Source organism: Bradyrhizobium sp. ma5, from assembly GCF_042258955.1.
Lineage (GTDB): Bacteria > Pseudomonadota > Alphaproteobacteria > Rhizobiales > Xanthobacteraceae > Bradyrhizobium.
The window spans coordinates 6,275,426-6,299,611 of sequence record NZ_CP170156.1; the positions used below are offsets into that span (position 1 = coordinate 6,275,426).

Here is a 24,186-nt window from a genome sequence, read left to right on the forward strand (position 1 = left end):
CTTGCGGGAAGACTTATCAGCGAGAGCCGCATTCTAATGGGCAGATTTCGCACCGACGTTCCGATTGACTGTGCGCAATGTCAGGGCCAGCGGCACCATCACTGCGGCGATCACGCCCAGCGCAACAAATACATCGATATATGCAAGGAGTGTTGCTTGGCTTTGCACCATCTGATTTACGATCGCCATGCTTGTTCCGGATGAGCTGCCGGTGGCCGCGCGCCCATTCAAATACCCCTGTATGCGGCCCAGCGCATCGTTATAAATCGGATTCCAGGAGCCGACATGTTCGATCAGACGGCTCTGATGAAACTGCTCGCGCCGCGCCAGTACCGTCTGGCTGAGTGCAACGCCCATCGATCCCCCGAAATTTCGCGCAAGATTGATTAGCGCCGAGGCCTGATCAGTTTTCGACGGCGGAATGCCGTCGTAGGACGCGGTCGTGATCGGAATGAAGATAAGCGGCAAGCCGATTCCGAGATAGATACGTGACCAGGCGAAGTACCAATAATCTGCATCAGCGGTGACGCGAAGCAGATCAACCATCGCGTAGCAAGCTATCGCCGCCCCAGCGGCGATCAGATATCGCGGCTGAACGAACCCAAGACGACCAACCACTACCATCATCAACATCGTCACCGCGCCACCCGGCGAGATGGCAAGACCAGCCAGCGTGGCGGTATAACCGAACTCTTCCTGCAACAGTTGTGGCATAATCTGCGTCGTCGCGATTAGGAGCGCGCCCGTCACCAGCATAATGAGAAAGCAGGTACCGAACTGGCGACCGGTCAGCATCTTGATGTCAATGAGTGGTTGGGGACGATTGAGCTCCCATGGGATGAACAGCAGCAGCGCGGTGGAGGATATCGCCGCAAACGTCACGATGAACCTCGAGTCGAACCAGTCGTCGATCTGGCCGCGGTCAAGAACCAACTCCAGGCCACCGAGGAAAGTGACGATCAGCAGAAACCCCACGAAGTCAAAGTCGAGGCCCCTGGCCCAGCTCCGCTCACGCTCTTTTTTCTTCTTCGGCGAGCTGGGAACAATCACGTAGATCAGCACGAGCGAGATCAGTCCGACCGGCACGTTGATGAGAAAGCACCAGTGCCACGACAGATTGTCGCTCAGCCAGCCGCCAAGGGTCGGCCCGACTGCCGGCGCGACAACCACTGCGATGCCGTAAAGCGCGAACCCCTGGCTCCGCTTTGCAGGTGGGAAGGCCGCGGCCAGAATTGATTGCGCCACCGGCGTCATGCCGCCGCCCGCCAGCCCCTGAACCACGCGGAAAACCAGCAACGCCTGCAGATTCCACGCGAACCCGCAAAGTAGAGAGCTCACTGTGAACAGCGCAATGCAAACCAGAAAGAAGTTCTTGCGGCCGAACCGTTCGGCGATCCAGCCGCTGGCGCACAGTACGATGGAGTTGGCCACCAGGTAGGTGGTAATGACCCAGGAGGCTTCGTCGCTGCTGACCGCGAGGCCGCCCGATATGTAACGCAGAGCGACGTTGGCGATGGTGGTATCGAGTACTTCCATGAAGGTTGCGATCGCAACCAGCACGGCAATGATCCAGGGATTCGCGTTGCCGTATTCGCCCTTGTCGGATGCGTCAGGCATTTGCCACGATCCGCTCAGGGACGGACGGTGACGGTGGGAACGACTGACATGCCCGGTCCCAATTCAACGTCTGGACGCTGGTTGAAAGTAATCTTCACCGGCACGCGCTGCACCACTTTCACATAGTTGCCCGTAGCGTTTTCGGCCGGCAAAAGACTGAAAGCGGTTCCGCTACCCGCTTGAACGCTGTTGACCTGGCCAGGGAAGTTGCGGCCCCCGAACGCATCAATCCTGATATCGACGGGCTGCCCGACGCGCATGTCGGCCAGTTGCGATTCCTTGAAATTGGCTGTCACCCAGATGTCGAGCGGCACCACAATCATGATCGCTTGCCCCGGCACAGCGAGGGCGCCGACAGCCCCCGTCAGTTTGGTTACGCGCCCGTCGACTGTTGCGCGCAGCTCGGTTCGCTGTAGATCGGCATCAGCACGATCCTTTTGCGCCTTGGACTGATCGAGTTGCGCCTCTGCCCCGACCTTTTGCGCGTTCAGAACATCGATCTGCCGTTCGGCCGACACCTTGGCCGCGGTTGCTGCGTCAAGGGCGGCATGTTTGCCATTGAAGTCGGATGAAGCCTGTTGCGCGCGCTGAACCGTCCCAGCGCCCTTCTGTACCAGATCCTGGTAGCGCGTGTTTTCGTCGGTCGCGAATTTGAGTGCCGACGCCGCTTCCGTCACCTGCTGGGTGGCTTGATCGACCTGTGCTCTCTGGCCTGCAATCTGGGCTTCGAAGTTTTTCTCAGTTGCTTTGTTTTGGCGGATTTGCGCGTCAGCCTGATCGACCGCGGCTCTATAGTTTCTTGCATCGATGGTCGCGAGCAGATCGCCTTTCTTCACGACCTGGTTGTCGGTGACATTGACGCTGATGATGCTGCCGGTGATTTGCGGGCTGACCAGCACCGGCCGACCGTCGATAAAGGCATCGTCTGTACTCTCGTAGTGACGGGCGTGGAGATACCACGCGATGCCCGCAACGACGCCGACGACGATTAGTCCAAGGCAGACAACGATCGCGATCGGGTGCTTTCGGTATGCCCCCTTAATGCCCTTCGGGCCCTGGTCCTGGCTTTGATCAGTCTCCGCTGGTCCTCGGTCGGCTTCTCGACTTTCGGGATTTGCCTCCGGATCTGCTTGAGGTTTCTCGGACGTAACGTCACGGTGTTCTGCAAAGATAGGATCCGATATACTTTTAGGCCTGTTCTCGAATGAACGGCCCTTGCGCGACGCATCCCCCGTCGCTGAGTTGGACGAACCCACATCTGTCGGATCTGCAGAACTCATTCCGCCTCGCTCCATTCCGTCATTGCGATTGCCGGCTTCTGTGCATGGCCGAAGCGTGGGAAACGGACCGGATCGCCGCTTGTTCCCGCTAGGGTGTCCTTGTTCTTCGGAAAGGACAGGGAAGCTGGGAGTGGCCGAGGCCAACCAGGTAGCCAAGGGTGCGGACGCGGCCTTCGCCTTCGTCCCCCGAGGCGCAAATTCGGGCGCGTCGGATCGAGCGATTGATCGTTCATCTGCCCGCTCCGAGCAGACAGACGATCGAGAACTCCGCCACCCAGAACAGTACGAAGCAAGAGATGCGGCACTGGACGTCGGCCCCGGAATCCCTTTGCCAGAACCTGCGCCAGTGGTCAGCATCCGGAGCACGCCAGCCGAGACATGCAGGCCGTGACACGTCGCGGTTCGCGCCACGTTCGCCTGAACAGCTTCCGGGGACGACCAGGCCAGGCCGTCTACGCTTCCCCAACTTTCCGGACGCTCTCCATACTCCCGCAACGCAGACTGACGTCAACTCCCGGAAACTCGCCTTTGCCCAAGCGAGTTCACCCCGCTGAGATAGTTTCAAGCGAGACGCAAAGTTCCTAAGTTGGTTGCGGGCGAGCTTGTGCGGAAGCGGTGGACGGATCGCCATCGGACTGAGCGCACCGGTGTCAGCATGATCGATGGACATGCTGGAGCTCCCTTGCCGCTACCGTGGGCGACCGGTTTCGATGTCGCTTTAAGCATCCAGACGGCATCACGATCATGCTCGAAATAGGAACAGCACCGCACCTCGTCGGATTAAGGATTCCTCAATTCCGTCCCGGGAAGCAAAACAATGACGAAGACAACGAAAAAGGCCCGCAGATCTGGCGGGACGGCAACGATCCACGATCAAAAGCTTGACCGTGGTGAAGGAGGCGAACTTCATCAGGTCGCATCAGATAAAACGCCGGTGCTCACGACAGCGCAGGGCGGTCCCGTTTCCGACGACCAGAACTCCCTGAAAATCGGCCCGCGCGGTCCGACGCTACTCGAGGACCTGCACTTTCGGGAAAAAATCTTCCACTTCGATCACGAACGGGTCCCAGAACGAGTCGTGCACGCACGTGGCTACGCGGCGCACGGTTTCTTCGAGAACTACAAGCCGTTGTCGAAGTACACCAGGGCTGACCTGTTCCAGCGCGCCGGCGAAAAAACGCCTGCGTTCGTGCGCTTTTCGACCGTGGCCGGAAGCAAGGGCTCATCCGACCTTGCCCGGGATGTCCGCGGCTTCGCCGTGAAGCTCTACACACAGGAAGGCAACTGGGACATCGTCGGCAACAACGTCCCGGTATTCTTCATCCAGGACGCGATCAAGTTTCCCGACCTGATCCACGCGGTAAAGGAAGAGCCGGACTGCGCCTTTCCGCAGGCGCAATCGGCACACGATAATTTCTGGGATTTCGTCAGCCTCACCCCCGAGAGCATGCACATGATCATGTGGGTGATGTCCGATCGCGCCATTCCACGCTCGTTCCGCTTCATGGAAGGTTTCGGCGTCCACACCTTCCGGCTTGTGAACGCGAAGAACGAGCCCACCTTCGTCAAGTTTCACTGGAAGCCCAAATTGGGCATGCAATCGGTAGTCTGGAACGAGGCCGTCAAGATCAATGGTGCCGATCCTGACTTCCATCGCCGGGATCTCTGGACCGCCATCAAGAGCGGCAACTTCCCGGAATGGGAACTTCAGCTGCAATTGTTCGATCAGGCCTTCGCTGATTCCTTCGATTTCGACGTGCTTGATCCAACGAAGCTCATACCGGAGGAAATCCTGCCTCCCCTCCCTGTCGGTCGGCTGGTGCTCAATCGGATGCCCGACAATTTCTTTGCGGAAACCGAACAGGTCGCCTTCATGACCCAGAACGTTCCGCCGGGGATCGACTTCTCCAATGACCCGCTGCTGCAGGGGCGCAACTTTTCGTACCTCGACACACAGCTCAAGCGGCTCGGAAGCCCGAACTTTACGCACATCCCGATCAATGCGCCCAAATGCCCGTTCGCCCATTTTCAGCAGGATGGCCACATGGCCATGCGCAACCCGGCCGGGCGCGCCAATTACCAGCCGAACTCCTTCGGCGAAGGCCCCCGAGAGTCGCCACAGCGCGGCTTCACGTCATTCGCTGACGTCGAGCAAGGCCCTAAACGTCGTCTGCGCGCCGAGAGCTTCGCAGACCACTACAGCCAGGCGCGTCAGTTCTTCATCAGTCAAACCATGGGAGAGCAGGCGCACATCGCCGCCGCTTTGACGTTCGAGCTCAGCAAGGTCAAAACGCCTGCGATCCGGGAACGGATGGTCTCGCATCTCCTCAACATCGATGAGGCTCTGGCCAACAAGGTCGCCGGCAAACTTGGTCTACGGAAGATGCCAAAACCGGCAGACGCTGCTGTGCCAACGCGTCAGGATCTCGATCCCTCGCCGGCGCTCAGCATCGTCGAAAACGGACCCAAGCGCTTCGAGGGCCGGAAGTTGGGTATCCTGATTTCCGATGGAACAGATGCCAGTCTCCTCCAGGCACTTGAGGCCGCGCTCGACAAGGTCGGAGCTACGTACGAGATCATCGCGCCGACGGTCACGGGAGCCGAAGCGAGCGACGGCAGCTGGATCGAGGCCGATCAAATGATCGATGGCGGCCCCTCGGTGTTGTACGATGCCGTTGCCTTGCTGCCGGCTCAGGCAGCCATGGACGACCTGCTCCATGAGTCTTCGGCACGGGACTTCGTCGCCGACGCCTTTGCTCACTGCAAGTTCATCGGCTACGTCGGCTATGCGCTGCCGTTGCTCGAGAAAGCCATCGCCGCGGAGGATTTTGATGAAGGCTGTGTCGCCTTGGAAAGCGCCAAGGATGCCAAATCGTTTGTCGATGGCCTCGCCAAGCTCCGCGTCTGGAAACGTGAGCCAAACGTCAAGATGCCCTAGGAACGGAGACGGTTATGACCAGCCTGGAAGACAAGATTCGACGACGCGCCTACGAGCTTTGGGAGCAAAGCGGCAAGACACACGGCTCGGAAATGGATTTTTGGCTGCAAGCAGAGCGCGAAGTCCGGACGGAGGCCGCGCCTGAACCGGCGCAGGACAGACTAGAATAACGTACGGCATCGCCAGCACTTGCGTGCCGTCCAACACATCCAGGCGGATTGAGCCGGCTCAATCCGCTTGCGGCTCCGCCTCAGTGAGCCGCAAGCGGTGTCGCTTGGATGGCAAATCATGACGCAACCATCGAGGAACCATTGCTGCGACTGCCTATTGTTGCGGCACGATGAGCTGATCTCATCGCAAAATGGGATAAGCATCATGATCGATACCGTCGTCGTCCAACCAGCATCCGATGCCGGTGAACCCTCCGTCTCGGGCGTGTCGTGGGGTGCAGTCACGGCCGGGGCCGTCGTCTCTTGCGCATTGACCTTGGTCCTGTTGGCATTCGGCGTCGGATTTGGCTTATCTGTCGTCTCTCCGTGGACCGGCGCCGGCGTCTCCACCACCACTTTCAAAATCGGGACTGGCCTCTATCTGATCGTCATCGCCATGTTGACGTCGTCGATCGGTGGCTACATTGCAGGCCGATTGCGATCCCGCTGGATCGGCATCCACACGGATGAGGTTTATTTCAGGGACACGGCTCACGGCTTTATCGCCTGGGCGCTTGCATCCGTCGTCGGCGTAATTCTCTTAGCCACTCCCGCAACCAGTTTGATCGGAGGTGGACTCGGCACCGCCGGCCAAGGCGCGGCTTCGTTTGCGAACCGATCCGGCCCGATGGACGGCTACGTCGACACCCTGCTACGGCCGAATACTCCATCGGCGCAAGCGACAGCAAACGACTCGCGCGGCGAAATGCTCCGATTGTTCACGTCGAGCTTCCAGGCGGGCGGCGAGATGAAGCCGACTGATCGGGAGTACGTCTCAAAGGTCGTGGCAGCGCGAACCGGGCTCGACCAGGCCGCGGCCGACAAGCGCGTCAATGACGTCGTCACGCAAATCAAGGCCGATACCGATGCGGCACGAAAGGCGACGGCCCAGCTTGCGTTCTGGTTGACCGCGTCACTGCTATTGGGAGCTTTCTGCGCCAGTCTTGCCGCGACCGAAGGTGGTGGCTTGCGGGACGGCACATGGGGCTCTCACTCCCGGCTTAAACCCGCAATGCGCACCTGACAGGAGCAAAATAATGCCGATTCTTCTCTGGTTAGTTGGAATACCGATCCCTCTCATCATCCTGATCCTGCTCTTGCGCTGAGCCGGATTTAGACGCGGACAATTCTCAAAGTAAGGAAAAACCCATGGCCAAAAAGCCAATGCTGCTGAGCGACCTTTTCCACGAAACGCTCAAGGACATCTATTTCGCGGAGAATAAGATCGTCAAAACGCTGCCGAAGATGGCGAAGGCGGCACACTCGAAGGACCTCCAGAAGGCCTTCACCAAGCATCTGCGGGAAACCGAAGGCCAGATTAAACGGCTCAATCGGGTCTTCAAGATCATCGGCAAGCCGGCACGCGGGAAGACCTGCGCTGCCATCAACGGCATTACCGAAGAAGGTGCCGAGATCATGAAAGCCTTCAAGGGTATGCCCGCACTCGATGCCGGCTTGCTGGCGGCGGCGCAGGCCGTCGAGCATTACGAGATGTCGCGTTACGGTACGTTGCGGACCTGGGCCGAAGAGCTCGGACTGCCGGACGCCGCCCAACTTTTGCAGGCAACGCTGGACGAAGAGCAAGCCACGGATTCGACCCTCTCCAGGCTCGCCGAGACCCTGGTCAATGTCGAAGCTGAACACGACCTTGCGGCATAGCAACGCTTCGGTCCACTAGACGGGTTCTCGCGATTGCCGGGCTTTCGATCGAAGTCCGGCGATCCCGTTGAGTGAGGCTTTTCCTGCCTGGCAGGCCAACTGGCAAAATGTGAGGCCGAACTTGCTGTGGTGGATTCGAACTTGCTGTGGTGGATCGGTGCGCTCGCCGCTCTTCTTACGTCGGTATCCCGCAAGCCTAGGCTTTGCCGTTCGGGGCACTCAGCCCACCCTGTTCATATCCCAGTGCCGGTAGGTCATTCACTCGCCACCCCTTCAGTTCAAGCGGGCGCGTCGGATCAATGGCAATACCCAATCTGTGCAAATATGGCGTATGGTCCGGCTCGTGAGCCCGGCGCCCCTTCAATCGAGATTCCATATGGCCCTTGTAAAGACGTCTAAAATAGCAGGTTCGGCGGCAAAGGCCCGGCGCTCGGCCGGAGGTCAGCGCGCAGTTGGGGCCGTGCAGCCCCCGGCACGGCGGACGACCAGGGCCGGGAATGCCTTAGGCAAGGACAAGGTGTCCGAGAGGGTGGCCGCCGCCACGGAAGAGCTATCCAGCGGCCTCTCGGAAGCCTCGGCGGCAGCGGAAGAACTTCGGCGCTCCATGGAGCAGATTGCGGCGGGTGCAGACGAGGCAGCGGGGGCTTCCCAAGAGCAGTTGGCGGCAATCCGGCAGGTTACAGCCAACCTGACAACGGCCCGCGGAGAAGCCGACAATTCCCGGCGCAGGACGGAAACCGCCCAGGTTCTGCTTGCCGAGACCGCTGCCCAGATCGGCGCGTCCATTCAATCCATCGAGCGAAATTCCGAACGCCAGGTCTCCTCGAGCGCGATTATACGCGAGCTTGAACGTCGGGCGAAGGATGTGAGCGAAATCACCGGCGCGGTGAGCCGAATTTCAGATCAAACGAACCTGCTTGCTCTCAACGCTGCCATCGAAGCCGCACGTGCCGGCGATCATGGGCGCGGTTTTGCCGTCGTCGCCGACGAGGTCAGAGCCCTCGCCGAGGTTTCGGACAAGAGCGCCATCGAAGTGCAGGGACTGGCGGAGGACATCCAGTCGAACGTTCGCGAGACGGCCGGAACGGTCAAAGCGGCGGCGGATATGGCCGTCGAACATGCCAAGACGGGCCAGTCTGTCGTCGAAATTTTGGACAGGCTGCGGGCCGGCATGATTGAGCTCGCCGACGGCAGCCAGGAGACGCTCACGGCGGCCATCGAAGCCGAGCGCGCCATCCAGGAGGCACAAAAAGGTGCCGAACTCGTTGCTGGAGCGGCCGAGGAACAGGCCTCCGCTGCAAACGAGGCCCAGTCGGCGATCCGTCAGCAGGCTCAATCGCTGGATCAAGGCCAGGCAGCCGCCCAGTCCCTCGCGTCCATCTCGGAAAGTCTTCGCACCGGCAGCGCCGGCGCTTCGGCGGCCGAGCAGATCGCCAGCATGGCGGAGCAGCTTTCGGCGACCATTCAGGAGCTGTCCAGCGCAGCCAGTCAGATCTCGACCGCGGTCGAACAAATAAATCGCGGGTCGCAACAGCAGGCTGCGGCCGCGCAGCAGACTTCGGCCGCGCTGGCCCAAATCGAGAAGAGCGCGCGGATCGCGCAGGAAAAGGGGCGACTGGCTACCGACCGTATCACGATCATGGTCAAGTCGCTCGCAGATGGTCGCGAGGCTGTTGAAAGCCTGATCGAAGGTGTAGCCAAGGCCCTCGACAAGACCCGTGCGAGCCTCGAGACAATCATCTCCCTCGAAGCGATCGGCCGCAAGATTGAGAAGATCGTCGATGCGATCGCCCTGGTCAATATTCAGACCAACATGCTTGCTGTGAGTGGATCCGTGGAAGCAGCGCGCGCCGGCGAAGCCGGCCGAGGCTTTGCCCTTGTGTCAAATGACATTCGCTCCCTCGCCCGCGAGGCGTCGGAAAGCGTCGAACGCATCAAGGATACGGTACGCGGCATTCTTGATCATATCGCGCTGCTTCGGCGCGATCTCGAACAGATCATCACCGCGGGAGAAGTCGAAGTTCAGAACAATCGTTCGGTCATCAAGGCGCTCGAAGATGCCACCGGCGAGTTCGCGGCATTGGGAAATGCCAACAAGCTCATCCAGCAAGGCGCCGGCGCAATTTTGACCGCGGCGGGAGAGACCGCGGCCGCAGCCCGACAGATCGCATCCGCCGCGGAGGAAGCAAGCACAGCCTCGCGGCAAGCCGCGACGGCGTCCGCCGAGCAAGCTCAGGGTGCGGACGACCTTGCAGCCGCGATCGAAGAGATTGCATCCTTATCTGAGGCATTGACGAAGCAGAATGGCTGATATCGTCGAAGCCAGAGAGTTGACCGACGAACGTTTTCTGACGTTCAAGAGCGAGGGTCGTTTTTACGCCCTGCCCGCCGCGCTGGTGTCGGAAGTGGCCCGGATGCCGCCTCTCGCGCGGATCCCGCAGGCCCCCGGGAGCCTTTTGGGTCTCGCCAACCATCGCGGCGCGGTGCTCCCCGTGGCGAGCGTCCGGAGGCTTCTGGGACGCGAGGAAGCCGCTTCGACACCGACCACCCGTCTGATCGTCCTTGCTGGCGCATCGCCCGTCGCGTTGGCGGTGGACGAGATCGCGAACCTGGTTCGTGTTGTGCCAGGACAGGTCAAGACAGCGGAGGCCGAGATGGCGTCCGAAGCCGGCGAACATCTGACCGGCGTTTTCGACAGCGGCACTCACGTCACCAAGATTCTGGACGTTGCCGAACTGTTGCGCCGGGGCTTCGCGCAGAGCACAACAAAACGGCAAATGCGGGCTGCGCCGATCGGAGCGGCATCCATACGCGATGCCGCGGTCGAGACCATCCGGCAGCGTCTGGTCACCTTCGAGGTCGCCGGTCAGGAATATGCGCTTCCACTCGAGGCGGTTCGGGAGATCGTCACTGCGCCCGAGAGCTTGACGTTCGTTCCCGGGAGCGACGAGGCGGTACGTGGCGTCATGCCCTACCGTGACGGGCTGTTGCCATTGCTATCGTTGCGGCGGCTGCTAGGGCTGCCGTCGGCCGTCCTTTCGCGAGAGAAGGTGCTGATCGTCGCCATTGGCGACGTCGTGGTCGGATTTGTCGCCGATCGCAGCCGCGCAGTTCTTTCGGTCGATCCCAGCCGGGTCGAACCGGCGCCCCCCGTTCTCGCTGCCCGCGCCGGCGGGGAAGCGCAAATCAAGGAAATCTATCGTGCAGCGCAAGGCAGACTCGTTTCGATTCTGGCGCCGGAGCGCTTGTTTCGCGAGGATATCATGCAAAAGCTCATGCAGGGCGATGCAGCCATGAAAGCGAAGGTCGAGGACAGTCACGGCGAGGCTAAGGCCGCGGAGCTACAGTTTCTGGTCTTCCGGCTCGACGGCGGTGAGTTCGCACTACCCATCGAGGCAGTCGAGGAAGTCGCAAGGGTGCCGGATCGCATGACCCGTCTTCCGAAGACGCCGAAGTTCCTTGAAGGCGTGGTCAATCTTCGGGGAGAAGTCCTTCCGGTTGTCGATCAACGACGCCGCTTTGACATGACCGCAACCATCGCGGGAGAGAACCGCCGGCTGGTCGTGGTTCGGACCAAGCAACATCGTGCCGGCCTGATCGTCGACAGCGTACAGGAGGTCCTGCGTTGCGCGCCTGAATCGATCAAGCCATCCCCCGATCTAACCGGGGATGCACTCGGCGTTGTGCATTCGGTCATCAATCTCGAGGCGTCGGGCAGGATCGTCCTGCTGCTCGACCCTGCCGAGTTATTGACCCGGACCGAACGAGGCCTGCTGGATTCCTTTGACAAGGGAGCCCTCAACAAAGAGAGCCGGCAGACGAAGCTGTGATCAAAGTCCTTGTCGTCGACGATTCCGCACTCGTCCGGAAATTGATCGGCCAGGCGTTTTCAAGAGAGGCCGATTTCGAGGTCGGCTTCGCCCGAAACGGGCGTGAGGCGCTTGCCGCGATTACGGACTTTCGGCCCGACGTGGTGACGCTAGATGTTCACATGCCGGAAATGGACGGCCTCTCCTGCCTCGACAGGATCATGATCGAGACGCCCTGCCCGGTCGTCATGGTGTCGTTGAGGCTCCGCGACAGGGTCCGCTTCCGGATCGGCGAAGGCGCCCGCGCCCCCGCGTCGTCACCTGGCAGAAGGGCCAAGTCAGTCCGCAAAGGCGAAGGTCTGGTGCTGGTCGGGACCTCGACCGGAGGCCCCCCGGCACTGGAGGCCCTGCTCTCGGGACTTCCTCCGTCCTTCCCGTGGCCAATCCTGGTTGCCCAACATATGCCGGCAACCTTCACTGGGCCATTGGCGCGCCGCCTGGACGGAATGAGCGCGCTTCGCGTTCAGGAAGTGCGTGATCCGATCGTGGTCCAGCCCGGGCACGTCTACATCGGCCGCGGCGACGCCGATGTCATCGTGTCAAGGCGGGGCTCGGCTCTTCTCGCCATGGCCGCCCCCGCACAGGCCGACTATCCGTGGCACCCAAGCACGGACCGGTTGGTCCGGACCGCACTGAACCATATGGCCGCAAGCCAGTTGATCGGCATACTCATGACGGGCATGGGGAATGACGGGGCGGAGGCAATGGCGCTGATCCATGCAGGTGGCGGCAAGACCATCGCGGAAGCGGAGGAAACGGCCGTCGTTTGGGGTATGCCCGGAGAACTGGTCAAGGCGAAGGGCGCCGACTTCATTATGCCACTCAACAAGATTGCAGCGCAGTTGAAGAAATTGGTGAGCTGATGCCGCTGGTACGCAAGCCGTCATCCCCAACAGAGCCCGCGCTGGACGACCGCCGATTTTCCGAAATGCTTCTCGGGGGGGCGTTGGAGGACCGATGGACGGCTGCACGAAACGCTCCGGCGGTTCCGAACGCGCTTCCATTGCTAAGCGAAGCGCTGTCAAAGGAGCGCGCGCCCCGAGTCCGCGAGGCCATCCTGACGGCTCTTGCCAGGATCGGCTCGCCGGAAAGCGCCGCGGTTACCCTGCCCTACTTGCGTTCCGACGATGCAGCTCAGCGAACCGCGGTTCTTGATGCGCTCCGCGCCATGCCAGCTGCGGCCGCTACGCATCTTCCCGGCCTATTGAGTGATGCCGACGCGGATGTTCGGTTGCTCGCATGCGAGATTGCGCGCGGCCTTCCAACTGAGGACGCAAGCCGGCTGCTCGGAGATATGATGGACCGTGAGCTCAACCCCAATGTATGCGCGGCCGCTATCGAGGTTTTGGCCGAGACTGGCGATGCAACGAGCCTGCCGGTGTTGGCACGATGTTCCGATCGCTTTCCAGATGACCCGTTTCTCAAATTTGCAATCAATGTCGCGCGCGATCGTATCGGATCACGCTGAGATATGTTTGTCGCACCGCTTCACATAACCGAGGACGAGTACCGGAAGCTCGCTGAGTTTCTGTACCGGCGGACCGGCATGGTTTTCACGCAGACGAAGCGGTACTACGTCGAACGCCGTATTCTTGATCGAATAGACGCGACATCGAGCCAATCATTTGCAGCCTATTTCGCCTATCTCCGCAGCGAGCTTCGCGACGAGGTCGAGCATCTCATCAACGCGTTCACCGTCAACGAGACTTACTTTTATCGTGAGGACCACCAACTTGCGTGCCTCAGCGCAGATCTCTTGAAGGAACGCACGGCAGCAAAGCAGCTCGGCGACACCATCCGGATCTGGTCGGTACCCTGCTCGACCGGAGAAGAACCCTATTCAATTGCAATCTGGCTGCTCGAGAACTGGAAGGACGTCGACGCTTACGACATCGAGATCGTGGGATCGGACATCGATACCCGCGTTCTCCAAGCGGCGGGAGAAGGCATCTTCGGCAAACGGGCGCTCATGAGAATGTCGCCCGAACTGATCGGCCGTTACTTTCGTGGGCTGGACGCCGAGCGATGGCAAATTCTAGACGACCTACGTCAGTCGGTCCGCTTTTCCCGCGTTAACCTGATCGAGACCAGAGAAACCAAGCCGCAGGGCCAATTCGATGTGATTTTCTGCCGCAACGTTCTGATCTACTTCGACGACGAATCCCGCCGCATCGCCGCGGAAAACTTGTACGATAACCTGCTGCCAGGCGGTTTCATCTGTCTGGGACATACCGAGTCAATGAGTCGGATCTCGCCCCTGTTCGAAGTCTGCCGATACTCGGGCGCGATCGTTTATCGAAGGCCGGAGGAATTGCGCCCGTGAACGGCTCTTCCAAAAAAAGAATCCTCATCATCGATGATGCCGCGCTCATCAGGACATATTATCGCTCGGCCCTGGAGGTGCGTGGCTTTATCGTGGAGGAAGCTCTCAATGGTCTAGAGGGTCTGGAGAAGGTGTTGTTGCAGTCCTTCGACCTGGCTATCGTCGACGTCAACATGCCGCAAATGGATGGAATCACGTTTCTGCTCGAGTTGCGCTCGAAGCAGCTTCCCGTGTCGGGTGTACCGGTCCTGGTGATCAGCACGGAGGCCGGAATACAGGACCTGGCCGCGGCGCGACGCGCCGGCGCCAATTACTATCTCGTAAAGCCGATCAAGCAGGAAGTTCTGGCGGAGTATGCAGCCGCGTTCTGCGGAGCGCCGCAATGAACGAGTTTATGGAGCAGTTTCTCCTGGAATCGAGGGAGCTCATCGTCCAGGCGATCGACGATTTGATGGCGCTCGAAGCGAAACCCGGTGACAAGGAAAGCCTGGACGGTGCATTCCGAGCTTTTCATACGCTCAAGGGGGCCGCTGGCATCGTCGAATTCGCCGCCATGGCAAGAACACTGCATGCTGCTGAAGACATCCTGGCGTTGCTACGTTCCTCGACAGGCGCCGTCTCTCCAAACGTCCTCAACGAGTGTCTGGCTTGTCTCGATCTTACGTCGCGATGGCTGGATGCGATGCAGGCGAATGGCGGGACGCCTCCCACTGCGGAGGCAGACGCGGACGAAATGATCGCCCGACTCGCCGGCTCGATGGATATCGACGAAAGCGAGAAGGCCGTCGCTGCCATCCCGCCTGGCGGCGATTGGCTGAACAGGTTGCAAAATGCCGCCGGCGACCAGTTCTTCGGGACGCTGACTGCCGTGCGCCTGGTACCGGATCCGGAAGCCTTCTTTCATGGGAAAGATCCAATCTCGGCCATCGCGAGCCTTCCGAAGTTGCTGATCGTCGATTTGGCTCCGACAGATCCGGCGATTTCGCTCGAAGCGATGAACACATTCAGCTGCAATCTCGAAATTCTGGCACTGACGAGAGCCCCCATCGGGGAAATCCGGGAGGCTCTTCATGGTTTCGGTGACAGAGCAGAAATCTGCCAATTGATTCCATCCCAAATGCCTGCATTAGACGCGGACCATCTCGCGCGTGCGACCGCAATCCTCGAAGCCCAGGTCGAGCTGTTGCGTGAGGAAGAGCTTGGCGGTCTTTTGGGCCGCCTTGCATCCGCGGGCCGCGCGTCCGCCAACACCTTGCGGTACATCGGCAAGAGTGCGCTCGCCGCTGAGATCGAGGCGGCGTCGGCTGTCGCGCTGGCGCAAGGGAAGGCGGGCCCATTGATTACCGCCATCGAGACCGCGCTGCAAAGGGAGGCTACGTCAACGCAGTCGACCAATACGCCAACCGCGCAGATCGCTGCTTCACGTGCTTTGCGGGTAGATATGGACCGGATCGATGCGCTCGTGAGGCTCACTGGCGAGTTGCTTGTCGTGAAAAACACGATTGGGCATCTGGCAAGAAAACTTGAAAATCATGAAGGCCCGGAAGCAGTCAGTTCAGCCCTGCACGATCAACATGGGCGGTTCGACCGATTGACAGCCGAACTTCAGCGCGCGGTTCTTCGCATCCGCGTGCTTCCGCTGCGAACTGTTTTTCGTCGATTTCCGAGGTTGGTGCGGGAGATTGCCGGCGACGTCGGCAAGACCGTCAGGCTGATCATCGAGGGCGAAGGCACTGAGGCCGACGCCACCATTGTCGATGCGCTGTTCGAGCCATTGCTGCATGTGCTGCGCAATGCGGTGGATCACGGCATCGAGACGTCGGCGGGGCGTGAGTTGGCCGCCAAGCCTGCGATGGGCACGGTCATCGTGCGCGGACGCCAGGACGCCGAGAACATCCTCATCGAGATCGAGGACGACGGGGCCGGCATCGACGTCGACCGGATCCGCACGGTCGCCGCCGCGAGGGGAATAGCTTCGGAGGAAGCGCTGTCAGCCATGCCAGATGCGGAGGCGGTCGACCTGATCTTTTCGGCTGGCTTTTCCACTGCGGCAACAGTGACTGGCTTGTCCGGCCGCGGGGTCGGAATGGATTCGGTCAGAGCGGCCGTAGGACGCCTGGGCGGCACGGCCGCGGTCCGCAGCCGGCGCGGCATCGGAACCACGGTTAGTTTGGTGCTGCCTTTCAGCCTGATGATGACACGGGTGATGACCGTGGAAGCGGCGGGCCAGGCTTTTGGGCTCCCACTCGACAGCGTTCTTGAGACAACAATTGTCAGTCGCAGCGCAATCGCCCCAATTGGATCGGGCCGGGCGTTTGTGCTCAGGGAGCGGACCATCCCCCTGATCAACCTCGCGGAAGCGCTCGGCCTTACATGTGATGAAGCCGATCGGCAGTCGGCAAAGATCGTGGTTGTGTCCACAAGTGGACAGATCGGTGGATTGGAGGTCGACCGCCTCGGCGAACGGCTCGACGTCATGCTCAAGCCGATGGAAGGGCTCCTGGGCGGTATGAGGTCGGTCTCCGGAACCACCTTGCTGGGAGACGGACGCGTTCTGGTCGTATTGGATCTGCAGGAGTTGTTCGCGTGACTATCGCACTGCAAGATAACGTCATCCGGTTGATCGGCTCATGCCCCGCCGAGGACGGCGAAACGCTGTTGCAGCACTTGCTGACCAATCCGGCGGCTCAGATCGACTGGCAGGGCTGCGAGAGCGCCCACACGACAGTGATCCAGGTTCTTCTGGTTTCCGGTCGTACGGTCCGGGGGCCCGCCGGCGGCCCTTTTCTCGAACGGTTTATCGGCCCCGCTTTGGCGCGTTTCAACCGTCAAGTTTGATCTTTCGCCGCCCCGCCAAAGATGCGAAACCACTGAGAAATTCGGTTCCAAGCGAAGGAACCACAATCGGAGAAATTATGTCTTACAGGCTCCTGATCGTTGATGACAGCAAGCTCGCCCGGATGTCCGCTGCCAAGGCATTGAATAGTTTGCAGCCGGATTGGGCGCGACTGGAAGCTTCGAATGCTGACGAAGCCCTTTCCTTGGCCACGCAGACTGCGTTCGACGTCGCCCTCCTCGACTTCAACATGCCCGGGCGAGACGGACTTGAGCTTGCGGCCGCATTGTTGGCCCTGCGCCCGTCGATGCCGCTTGCCGTGGTCTCTGCCAACCACCAGGAAGAAATCGTGCGCCGCGCCCGCGAGATTGGCGCCACATTTCTTGTCAAGCCGCTGAACGAGCAAGCATTGGGCGCTTTCCTTGAAGATGCCGTGCGGCGGCTCAAGCAGGCGCAAGCATGATCGCTGCGCAAACGGATCTGCTCAATGAGCTACAACTCGACGCTCTCACCGAGCTCGTCAATATCGGCGTGAGCCACGCGGCTTCAAGCCTACGGGAGATGGTCGGCTCGCAGGTCCATCTCTCAGTACCCAACGTCTCGCTCGAAACCCGATCTCGGGCCATAGCCATCCTCTCTGAAAGGGAGGTCTCGAACCTGGTCGCCGTGCATCAGGTCTTCGAAGGCGACTTCACGGGGCGAGCACTCCTGATATTTCCCGAAACCAAGAGTCTCGAACTCGTCCGGGCGATCACGGGTGGTGACCTTCCGCTGGAGGACATCATAGAACTGGAGCAGGAGGCTTTGGCTGAAACCGGCAACATCCTTCTCAACAGTTGCCTCGCGACCATTGCCAACATGCTCCACCGGAGCTTGAAGATGTCGTTGCCGGAAGTGCTCCGCGGCAGCGCCGCAACTTTCTTCAACCTCGCGCCGCCGCCGGAAGCGGGTGACGTCGTGATGTTTCTCTACATTAACTTCGCGGTTCGCGAGCGTGACATCAGTGGTTACATCGCAATGATCATGGACCTTCCCTCGCTCACGGCTTTGACGCTTCTTCTCGACGAATTTATCGAACGAGCGACCGGCAAAACGGCACATTCAATTGACGATCCGGCTTGAGATAGAGGAACTTTTTGCAGCTTTCGATGCCTTGGATTTCGGCGTCGTTGTGCTCGATCGCGACCAGCGCGTGATCGGCTGGAATCACTGGTTTACGTCGGCCAGTGGAATTTCCCCGGCACAGGCCGCTGGCAAGAGTCTGACAGAACTTTTCCCGGGCCGCCCGCTCGGTCGCCTCACGATGTCGGTCGCAGAGGCGCTGAGCCTGGGCTCTTCAGCGTTTCTGACATATTTGCTGAACCGCGACCTGCTGCCCCTTCGAACAAGGGCGGGTCTGCCGCTGATCCACAACGTGTCGGTGCGCCCCTTCGGCCAGCGCCCCTATTCGTACTGCTTGCTCCAGGTTTCCGATGTCACCGGCTCCGCCCATCGCGACCGGGTCCTCCGCGAGCGGCAAAACGCGCGCTACGACGCAGTCGTCGAAAGCGCATCGGATGCCATTCTCACGTTGGACGCAAATGGCCTCGTTCAGTTCGCCAACTCCTCATCGTTGCGCGAAACAGGCTTTGAGCGGAACGAACTGGTCGGTCGCGCCCTCGGGCATCTGTTCGAAGAACCGCAGCAATGGGACGAACTTTGGGATAAGGTGCTTTCCGAGGGCCGCTCATTGCGCCCGATCGAGATCGTTGCACGGCGCAAGGATGGATCGCGCATCTTCCTGGGCGTATCGGCATCTCGATGGACGAGCGACGGTCGCATGTTCGTAACCGCCATTTTGCGGGACATTACTGAACGGCATACTGCGGAGGAGGCTCTTCGCGAATTGAACGCGAGCCTCGAACAGCGCGTTGAAGAACGCACGCAAGAACGCGACCGGATCTGGCAGGTCAGCCGAGATATGCTCGGCGTCGCCATGTCCGATGGGACCTGGATCAGCGTCAATCCGGCGTGGACCAAAGTGCTCGGATGGCAGATCGACGAGATCAGAGGAAAAACATCGGAATGGCTTGAGCATCCGAACGACAGGCGCAAGATGCGCGATGCTGTTGCCTCACTTGCGTTGCCGGAACAGAACGCAGAATTTGAAAGCAGCTTCCGGACCCGGGACGGCGGCTACCGCGACTTGGCCTGGACAGCCGTGAATGTCGATGGATTACTCTACTGCGTCGCCCGGGACGTCACAGAGCAACACCGCCAACAGGAAGCTCTGGACAAGGCTGAGGACGCGCTGAGACAAGCTCAGAAAATGGAAGCTGTTGGTCAGCTTACCGGCGGCCTTGCCCATGACTTCAATAATCTGCTGACGGGCATTTCAGGCGCGCTTGAACTTCTCCAGATCCGGATATCCCAAGGCCGTTACAAGGACGTTGAACGCTATATATCGACCGCCCAGGGCGCCGCGAGCCGGGCGGCGGCATTGACCCATCGACTATTGGCTTTCTCGAGACGTCAGACGCTCGACCCGAAAGCAACCGATGTCAACCGACTCATCGCCGGCATGAAGGACCTCATCAATAATACATTGGGCCCGGAAATCGAGATGACGATGACCACCGGAGCGATGCTCTGGACGACGCTGGTCGATCCGAACCAGTTGGAGAACGCCCTTCTAAATCTCTGCATCAATGCTCGCGACGCAATGCCAGATGGCGGCAAGCTGAAAATTGAAGCGGCCAACCGGATGGTCGATAGTGTCGATGCTTTCTCGTTCGAGATGCGACCTGGCGACTACGTGTGCTTGAGCGTGACCGATACAGGGACCGGGATGAGCGACGAAGTCGTCGAGCGCGCCTTCGATCCGTTTTACACGACCAAACCGCTCGGGCAAGGAACTGGGCTCGGCCTCTCCATGATCTACGGCTTCGCCAAGCAGTCGGGAGGCCAAGTCCGTATTTCCTCGGTTCTTGGCCGAGGCACTACCGTCCACCTTTTCCTGCCGCGACATTCTGAGCAGGAGGAGACCACCACTGGCTCAGCCGATTTCTCGACGGCCCCGCGTGCGGGAGCAGGCGAAACCGTGCTCATCGTCGATGACGAGTCTTCTGTGCGAATGCTCGTTGCTGAGGTTCTCGCTGAGCTTGGGTATACGGCAATCGAGGCGGCCGATGGATCCAGCGCCTTGCAGGTTCTCCGGTCAGATACACGCATCGACCTCCTTGTGACCGACGTCGGACTACCCGGGGGAATGAACGGGCGACAACTTGCGGATTTCGGACGAACTGCGAGACCCGCGCTGAAAATCCTCTTCATTACCGGCTATGCGGAAAAGGTAGTGATGGACACGGGCGCATTGGACAAGGAGATGGCTATCCTTACCAAACCGTTTGCGATGGACGGGCTGGCGGCCCGCATACGGGAACTCTTGCGTCAATGACCTGCCTTGGAAAGAGCGCGGACAGATCTCATCGTCGAGCAGGTGGCTGCGAGGCTGACCGTCAGCAGCATCCGTACGCTCGGTCCATTCAGCTTGGCGCGCCAGGTTGATGTTTCGACAATCCGCCCGTTCTCAAGTTTGGCCATTGATCCCTCGTGATGGGATTAAGAGAGGTGGTTAGTTTTCCTGCTCCGCAGGGATGGGCTCCGGCCATAGGTTGGCGTGGCCAATTCGCCTTGAAGCGGTTCCGGATTTTACTTGCTGTGCGGACATCAAGCTTAACAGCCGAACCAGGGTACGACGACAGTTAAGCTTATAGAATTCGAATTGGCTCGACAAAAAAGGCAGACATTTCACGATGACCCGACCGACCTATTCAGTTTTTGTCGTTGAGGACGAGACGATGATCAGGATGATGCTTGTGGAAATGCTGGAAGAGCTAGGTCACACCGTCGCGGCCGAAGCTGGTCACCTCGAGCAGGCCGTTCATCTAGCAAACCGGAGCGAGTTCGACTTCGCCATGCTAGATGTAAATCTCGCCGGCAGGTCAAGCTCTCCCGTGGCGGAGATTATCAGAGCGCGTAAGCTCCCCTTCATCTTCTCAACCGGCTACGGCGCGAGTGGAATTCCACCCGAATTTGCCGATGTACCTGCAATCGAGAAACCCTTCAGCATTGAAGCGCTGGGGCGCACTGTTGACGAACTCATGAGAGTCGAGGATTAACAAAGGGCCCCAGCGAGGGGGCAAGCCTAGGGCCTCGTTTTTACTTTGCTCGTTGTCCGCAGCTTTCCGCAGCGAACGAAGAACCAGCGAAAACAACCCCGAAGCCGCTTTTCGTTAGCCAATTCTCAGATTCCTTGCCGACGTTTTGCCGCGGTTTTCTCTCGATTCGTAGCTATGGTTGCGGCGCGCATCATCAGACGCTGAGCTGTATTCCCACTACTTTTGTACGGTGGTGCCGTCTTCAGCAGAAACCACAAGCCTGAAGAGCACCTTTTCCAACGCGTCGGTTACTTCAAAGTTCTCGATGGCGAAGTTGTGGTGCCCTCAGCGAGCCTCTCTGCAACTCGAGCAAGATTGTGTTGGTCGCATTTGATTTTCTGTTTCACGGGCGTGACCTGCGAAAGCTGCCACTGATCGAGCTGAAGGCTGCCTGAAGAATCTGTCGCAGGCACGAACATTCGGTTCAACCGGAGCTTTTGAAGGTGGGCCTCGAAAGGCGTCGTGTCGACGGCCAGGGACAGCGTCTATCGGGCCGACGCGCTCAGCCGCGACTGCGACCTTGGCAGGCGATCTACCGACCACGGCGCCGACGATCACGGCCCCGCCCTGAGCAACACTGGCCGAAGCGGTCGAAAGGCCAGTCGCGATTGCGACTGGCCCGACAGATTACTCGACGACCTCGACGATGCGGTGTGTGCGAGGATCGACAAGGACAGTTCGGCCATTGACTACGGTGTAGCGATAATCGCGAACTCCGTACTCCTGCGGGACGTCATAGTAGGTTACGCCATCGCCAGGCAGATCCGCGCCCACACGCACGTCACCGTCATATGAATAGGACGGATGATGTCTCTCGACGACATAACTGTGAAAACGAGGCCGCTGATCAACTCCAAGCACCCCGTTCACACCACCGACAACGCCACCGATGGCGCCACCAACCACTCCGCCGATCGGACCTGCAGCCCGTTCACCTTCGCGGGATCCCCGCTCGATGCCTCCGGGCACGCCTTGGGCGAGCACGGCCGCAGGAATAAGCAGCGTCGCTGCAACCAGCGACCCCATGACAGTTCGTTTCATCGTACGTCCTCATTTGCTAAGGGAACGCACGACAAGCCAACTGCCGACCATTGGTTCCTCGATGGTCAGCTCCAGCCGCGCGACTTCCCCGCGGCTAATCCTCGTTGGCCGGTCAAGAGTCTTGGAATGACGGAACGAACCGGAGGTCATGGCCGGCAGGGCTGCTGATCAATCAATGAGGATTGCATGGCTAGAGACGAGCACAACAAGGCAGCCGCGCAACATGAGCAGGCTGGGAAGGCACATCGCGCTGCCGCCGAACATCACGGCAGGGGCGACCACGCCAAAGGCAAGGAGCACGCAGCGAGTGCGAAGCAGCACCCGCAATCGGCACATCAACACTCGGATGACGAGCACTCCAAGAGCCAACAGCAGAAGAAATCGAGAAGGCCGGCAAAAGCCGGCCTTCATCGATTCACCTGCACTTAAGTGATGATTGGCAGCAATGCGGCTCCGACCTTCGCCTTGCAGCGCGTGTGGCTTTACCATCGAGATTAGACCAAACCGCCACTCAAGATGCTCGCGGTAGAAGCGCTCGCGACATACTTTTCACTTCTGGTAGTCGCATGAGCCTCTCTCAATCACTTCGGGCTCGTTTTCAGCCAACCGCGTCAATTCCGAACAAGCGCACTCGATATACGCGAAGAAGCCGGATCGCTGAGCCGCGGCTCATCGAAACTTGCGGCTTGCAACAATACGAAACGAAGATTAGATCGGCCTGCGCTCCGGATCATCCAATGATCTCCGGTTCCGCAAATATCATGAGGGAAAAAGCCGGGGTCCTGTCAGCCGCCCAGGGTTTGGCTTGTTACCGGAACCTATAACGAGCGAAGAAATTGACTCCTCAGGGAGATTCATATGACACAAAAACGTCGGACGCCGCCTCCGTCAATCACAATAGATTCCGTTGGCTCCGGATCCGGGCAGGTTCCCGCTCACCCGCATGACTCCGGCAGTCAGGCAAACGAGACCCTCGACGGACTCGACGCTACCACCGAGTCGTTGCGGCGCGCCGCCGAAGATACGCCTTCGGGGAGCGGCTCAAACGATATCGAAAAAACCCCGGTTTTTGACAGGGCCGGTGCTGCGCAGAAAATCTGAGTAAAAATGGGACCCAGCGAGCACAAGCCAGAGCCGAGCTTACATGCGTTATCCGACGTACCCGGCGGAGACGCCGGACATACAACCGTCAGCCGACACGCCGCGTTCCATTTTTGAATTGATGAATCGCAAAAGCAGAAGCGGCCTCAGCACCAATGCTGAGGCCGGCCTCATTCCACTGCCACCGAACCGCCGCTTGCCGAAAATAGACGGCCCCTCTGGGTTTGTAAGTTGATCTTAATGAAACGCGCTACCCAGTTCCGAGAGCATCGAACCGGCGGACGATTCCAGAAATCACCTGTGCGAATCGAACGCAAATAAGGTGCCGCTTTTTCCCAGGTCGACGGGCGTCCTAATTCCCAGCGGAGATGTTCCAAGGCATTCCATCTTCTCCGTGATCCGCTTCGACGCAGGCATCGGAACTTCTAATCTTGGGCTCGCATCGAACGATTGGCAGATCGCAAGGGTTCAGTCGCTCCGTGATTTCACGCCTGTCCTAATTGTCGCGGCGAGTGTCCGAATTAGAACGGCGCCGGCGCGTTGGTATAGAAACTTTGTGTTTCACCGCGGATTTACATTCCTTGTCATCGTCCTTGTCACGATCACACCCAAAATCAAACTGGTACTGTTCGCCGACTCTCGGAAATGTGCGGATACAACCAAAGAATAAGTCCCAGCGCCCCGGGGTCGGGCGCTGGGACTGAATGGCGACGGCGGACCATAAGGCAGGATTGCGCCGTCACCGATTGCTCAATTTTCCCGACACTGAATCGTTCCTATCAAGTGGCCTGTTTTGGTTCGGCGAGTGACCTTTTTCGGCTGCGCCCGACGATCGTCAACCGTGCGCTGACAGCAGCTCGCATGCGGCACAGCGCGCCTTGACCAAAAGCTCGCGCGGCGGTCGCTCGCGCCCGCAAGGCCTATCGGCTTCTCTCGCGCTGGATTCAGCGCGATCGTAGACCACCCCACTCAGGCGGCGACCGCAAGGCGTTGACCCAAGAGCTTGCGCGCTCGCGGTGACGACGATCCCACCACACGCTCGGTGGAAAAGCGCACTACTGGCGGGGCGTTGATCCGCGAAGCCGACGACCTGCTCTGCCGGAGCTGGAACGAG

At 59.8% G+C, this 24,186-nt stretch carries 21 protein-coding genes; 16 read left to right on the forward strand and 5 right to left on the reverse strand.

All coding sequences use genetic code 11. The annotated features are described in order from the left end of the window. Positions 1-33: 33 nt before the first annotated feature. On the reverse strand, positions 34-1,617 hold the full coding sequence (locus ACE103_RS29485) for a DHA2 family efflux MFS transporter permease subunit (RefSeq protein ID WP_375775909.1): 1,584 nt from the start codon (positions 1,615-1,617) through the stop codon (positions 34-36). 14 nt (positions 1,618-1,631) lie between these two features. Continuing rightward, positions 1,632-2,897, reverse strand: coding sequence for an HlyD family secretion protein (locus tag ACE103_RS29490; RefSeq protein ID WP_375775910.1), 1,266 nt, complete (start codon positions 2,895-2,897; stop codon positions 1,632-1,634). Between the two features lie 817 nt (positions 2,898-3,714). Here ACE103_RS29490 and ACE103_RS29495 point away from each other — a divergent pair. From ACE103_RS29495 to ACE103_RS29565, 15 genes are all read left to right on the forward strand, one after another. Beyond that, positions 3,715-5,835 (forward strand): catalase, encoded by a 2,121-nt coding sequence (locus tag ACE103_RS29495; protein WP_375775911.1) that lies wholly within the window; start codon positions 3,715-3,717, stop codon positions 5,833-5,835. Between the two features lie 14 nt (positions 5,836-5,849). Then, the gene (locus tag ACE103_RS29500) at positions 5,850-6,005 is read left to right on the forward strand and encodes a DUF2934 domain-containing protein (protein WP_375775912.1); all 156 of its coding nucleotides are present in this window, start codon (positions 5,850-5,852) and stop codon (positions 6,003-6,005) included. A 205-nt stretch (positions 6,006-6,210) separates the two neighbouring features. Continuing rightward, a complete protein-coding gene (locus tag ACE103_RS29505; RefSeq protein WP_375775913.1) occupies positions 6,211-7,068 on the forward strand; it encodes a hypothetical protein in 858 nt (285 codons plus the stop codon). A gap of 125 nt (positions 7,069-7,193) precedes the next feature. After that, positions 7,194-7,703: a ferritin-like domain-containing protein gene (locus tag ACE103_RS29510; RefSeq protein WP_375775914.1), complete on the forward strand. Its 510-nt coding sequence runs from the start codon at positions 7,194-7,196 to the stop codon at positions 7,701-7,703. A gap of 529 nt (positions 7,704-8,232) precedes the next feature. Next, complete coding sequence (locus ACE103_RS29515) at positions 8,233-10,014, forward strand: methyl-accepting chemotaxis protein (protein ID WP_375775915.1); 1,782 nt, start codon at positions 8,233-8,235, stop codon at positions 10,012-10,014. Beyond that, complete coding sequence (locus ACE103_RS29520; protein WP_375775916.1) at positions 10,007-11,533, forward strand: chemotaxis protein CheW; 1,527 nt, start codon at positions 10,007-10,009, stop codon at positions 11,531-11,533. The genes ACE103_RS29515 and ACE103_RS29520 overlap by 8 nt, the downstream gene beginning before the upstream one ends. Further along, positions 11,530-12,435 (forward strand): chemotaxis protein CheB, encoded by a 906-nt coding sequence (locus ACE103_RS29525; RefSeq protein WP_375775917.1) that lies wholly within the window; start codon positions 11,530-11,532, stop codon positions 12,433-12,435. The genes ACE103_RS29520 and ACE103_RS29525 overlap by 4 nt, the downstream gene beginning before the upstream one ends. Further along, positions 12,435-13,040, forward strand: coding sequence for a HEAT repeat domain-containing protein (locus tag ACE103_RS29530; protein ID WP_375775918.1), 606 nt, complete (start codon positions 12,435-12,437; stop codon positions 13,038-13,040). The genes ACE103_RS29525 and ACE103_RS29530 overlap by 1 nt, the downstream gene beginning before the upstream one ends. 3 nt (positions 13,041-13,043) lie before the next feature. After that, positions 13,044-13,895, forward strand: coding sequence for a CheR family methyltransferase (locus ACE103_RS29535; protein WP_375775919.1), 852 nt, complete (start codon positions 13,044-13,046; stop codon positions 13,893-13,895). Beyond that, positions 13,892-14,281, forward strand: a complete 390-nt coding sequence (locus ACE103_RS29540; protein ID WP_375775920.1) for a response regulator — start codon at positions 13,892-13,894, stop codon at positions 14,279-14,281. Before ACE103_RS29535 ends, ACE103_RS29540 begins: the two co-directional genes overlap by 4 nt. Beyond that, the gene (locus ACE103_RS29545; protein ID WP_375775921.1) at positions 14,278-16,485 is read left to right on the forward strand and encodes a chemotaxis protein CheA; all 2,208 of its coding nucleotides are present in this window, start codon (positions 14,278-14,280) and stop codon (positions 16,483-16,485) included. The genes ACE103_RS29540 and ACE103_RS29545 overlap by 4 nt, the downstream gene beginning before the upstream one ends. Next, on the forward strand, positions 16,482-16,733 hold the full coding sequence (locus ACE103_RS29550; protein WP_223970033.1) for a hypothetical protein: 252 nt from the start codon (positions 16,482-16,484) through the stop codon (positions 16,731-16,733). Before ACE103_RS29545 ends, ACE103_RS29550 begins: the two co-directional genes overlap by 4 nt. 77 nt (positions 16,734-16,810) lie before the next feature. Further along, complete coding sequence (locus tag ACE103_RS29555) at positions 16,811-17,194, forward strand: response regulator transcription factor (protein WP_223970035.1); 384 nt, start codon at positions 16,811-16,813, stop codon at positions 17,192-17,194. Next, entirely contained in the window at positions 17,191-17,853 is a 663-nt protein-coding gene (locus tag ACE103_RS29560; protein ID WP_223970036.1) for a chemotaxis protein CheC, read from the forward strand. The genes ACE103_RS29555 and ACE103_RS29560 overlap by 4 nt, the downstream gene beginning before the upstream one ends. Then, complete coding sequence (locus ACE103_RS29565) at positions 17,837-20,167, forward strand: PAS domain S-box protein (RefSeq protein WP_375775922.1); 2,331 nt, start codon at positions 17,837-17,839, stop codon at positions 20,165-20,167. The genes ACE103_RS29560 and ACE103_RS29565 overlap by 17 nt, the downstream gene beginning before the upstream one ends. Here the strand turns inward: ACE103_RS29565 and ACE103_RS29570 are convergent. Beyond that, the gene (locus ACE103_RS29570) at positions 20,161-20,313 is read right to left on the reverse strand and encodes a hypothetical protein (protein ID WP_375775923.1); all 153 of its coding nucleotides are present in this window, start codon (positions 20,311-20,313) and stop codon (positions 20,161-20,163) included. The two genes, ACE103_RS29565 and ACE103_RS29570, sit on opposite strands and share 7 nt — an antisense overlap. A 212-nt stretch (positions 20,314-20,525) precedes the next feature. Here ACE103_RS29570 and ACE103_RS29575 point away from each other — a divergent pair, with 212 nt between their 5' ends. Beyond that, positions 20,526-20,891: a response regulator gene (locus ACE103_RS29575; protein ID WP_223970039.1), complete on the forward strand. Its 366-nt coding sequence runs from the start codon at positions 20,526-20,528 to the stop codon at positions 20,889-20,891. A gap of 666 nt (positions 20,892-21,557) precedes the next feature. Here ACE103_RS29575 and ACE103_RS29580 read toward each other — a convergent pair. Together ACE103_RS29580 and ACE103_RS29585 are read right to left on the reverse strand one after the other, a co-directional pair. Then, positions 21,558-21,971 (reverse strand): DUF1236 domain-containing protein, encoded by a 414-nt coding sequence (locus tag ACE103_RS29580; RefSeq protein WP_375775924.1) that lies wholly within the window; start codon positions 21,969-21,971, stop codon positions 21,558-21,560. A 168-nt stretch (positions 21,972-22,139) separates the two neighbouring features. Continuing rightward, on the reverse strand, positions 22,140-22,460 hold the full coding sequence (locus ACE103_RS29585; RefSeq protein ID WP_375775925.1) for a hypothetical protein: 321 nt from the start codon (positions 22,458-22,460) through the stop codon (positions 22,140-22,142). Positions 22,461-24,186 lie beyond the last annotated feature (1,726 nt).

Coding starts and splice junctions, on each gene's coding strand:
- ACE103_RS29495 (WP_375775911.1), top strand. CDS start 3,715: ATGACGAAGACAACGAAAAAGGCCCGCAGATCTGGCGGGACGGCAACG.
- ACE103_RS29530 (WP_375775918.1), top strand. CDS start 12,435: ATGCCGCTGGTACGCAAGCCGTCATCCCCAACAGAGCCCGCGCTGGAC.
- ACE103_RS29505 (WP_375775913.1), top strand. CDS start 6,211: ATGATCGATACCGTCGTCGTCCAACCAGCATCCGATGCCGGTGAACCC.
- ACE103_RS29545 (WP_375775921.1), top strand. CDS start 14,278: ATGAACGAGTTTATGGAGCAGTTTCTCCTGGAATCGAGGGAGCTCATC.
- ACE103_RS29510 (WP_375775914.1), top strand. CDS start 7,194: ATGGCCAAAAAGCCAATGCTGCTGAGCGACCTTTTCCACGAAACGCTC.
- ACE103_RS29575 (WP_223970039.1), top strand. CDS start 20,526: ATGACCCGACCGACCTATTCAGTTTTTGTCGTTGAGGACGAGACGATG.
- ACE103_RS29570 (WP_375775923.1), bottom strand. CDS start 20,313: ATGGCCAAACTTGAGAACGGGCGGATTGTCGAAACATCAACCTGGCGC.
- ACE103_RS29585 (WP_375775925.1), bottom strand. CDS start 22,460: ATGGTAAAGCCACACGCGCTGCAAGGCGAAGGTCGGAGCCGCATTGCT.
- ACE103_RS29485 (WP_375775909.1), bottom strand. CDS start 1,617: ATGCCTGACGCATCCGACAAGGGCGAATACGGCAACGCGAATCCCTGG.
- ACE103_RS29560 (WP_223970036.1), top strand. CDS start 17,191: ATGATCGCTGCGCAAACGGATCTGCTCAATGAGCTACAACTCGACGCT.
- ACE103_RS29490 (WP_375775910.1), bottom strand. CDS start 2,897: ATGAGTTCTGCAGATCCGACAGATGTGGGTTCGTCCAACTCAGCGACG.
- ACE103_RS29500 (WP_375775912.1), top strand. CDS start 5,850: ATGACCAGCCTGGAAGACAAGATTCGACGACGCGCCTACGAGCTTTGG.
- ACE103_RS29520 (WP_375775916.1), top strand. CDS start 10,007: ATGGCTGATATCGTCGAAGCCAGAGAGTTGACCGACGAACGTTTTCTG.
- ACE103_RS29555 (WP_223970035.1), top strand. CDS start 16,811: ATGTCTTACAGGCTCCTGATCGTTGATGACAGCAAGCTCGCCCGGATG.
- ACE103_RS29535 (WP_375775919.1), top strand. CDS start 13,044: ATGTTTGTCGCACCGCTTCACATAACCGAGGACGAGTACCGGAAGCTC.
- ACE103_RS29580 (WP_375775924.1), bottom strand. CDS start 21,971: ATGAAACGAACTGTCATGGGGTCGCTGGTTGCAGCGACGCTGCTTATT.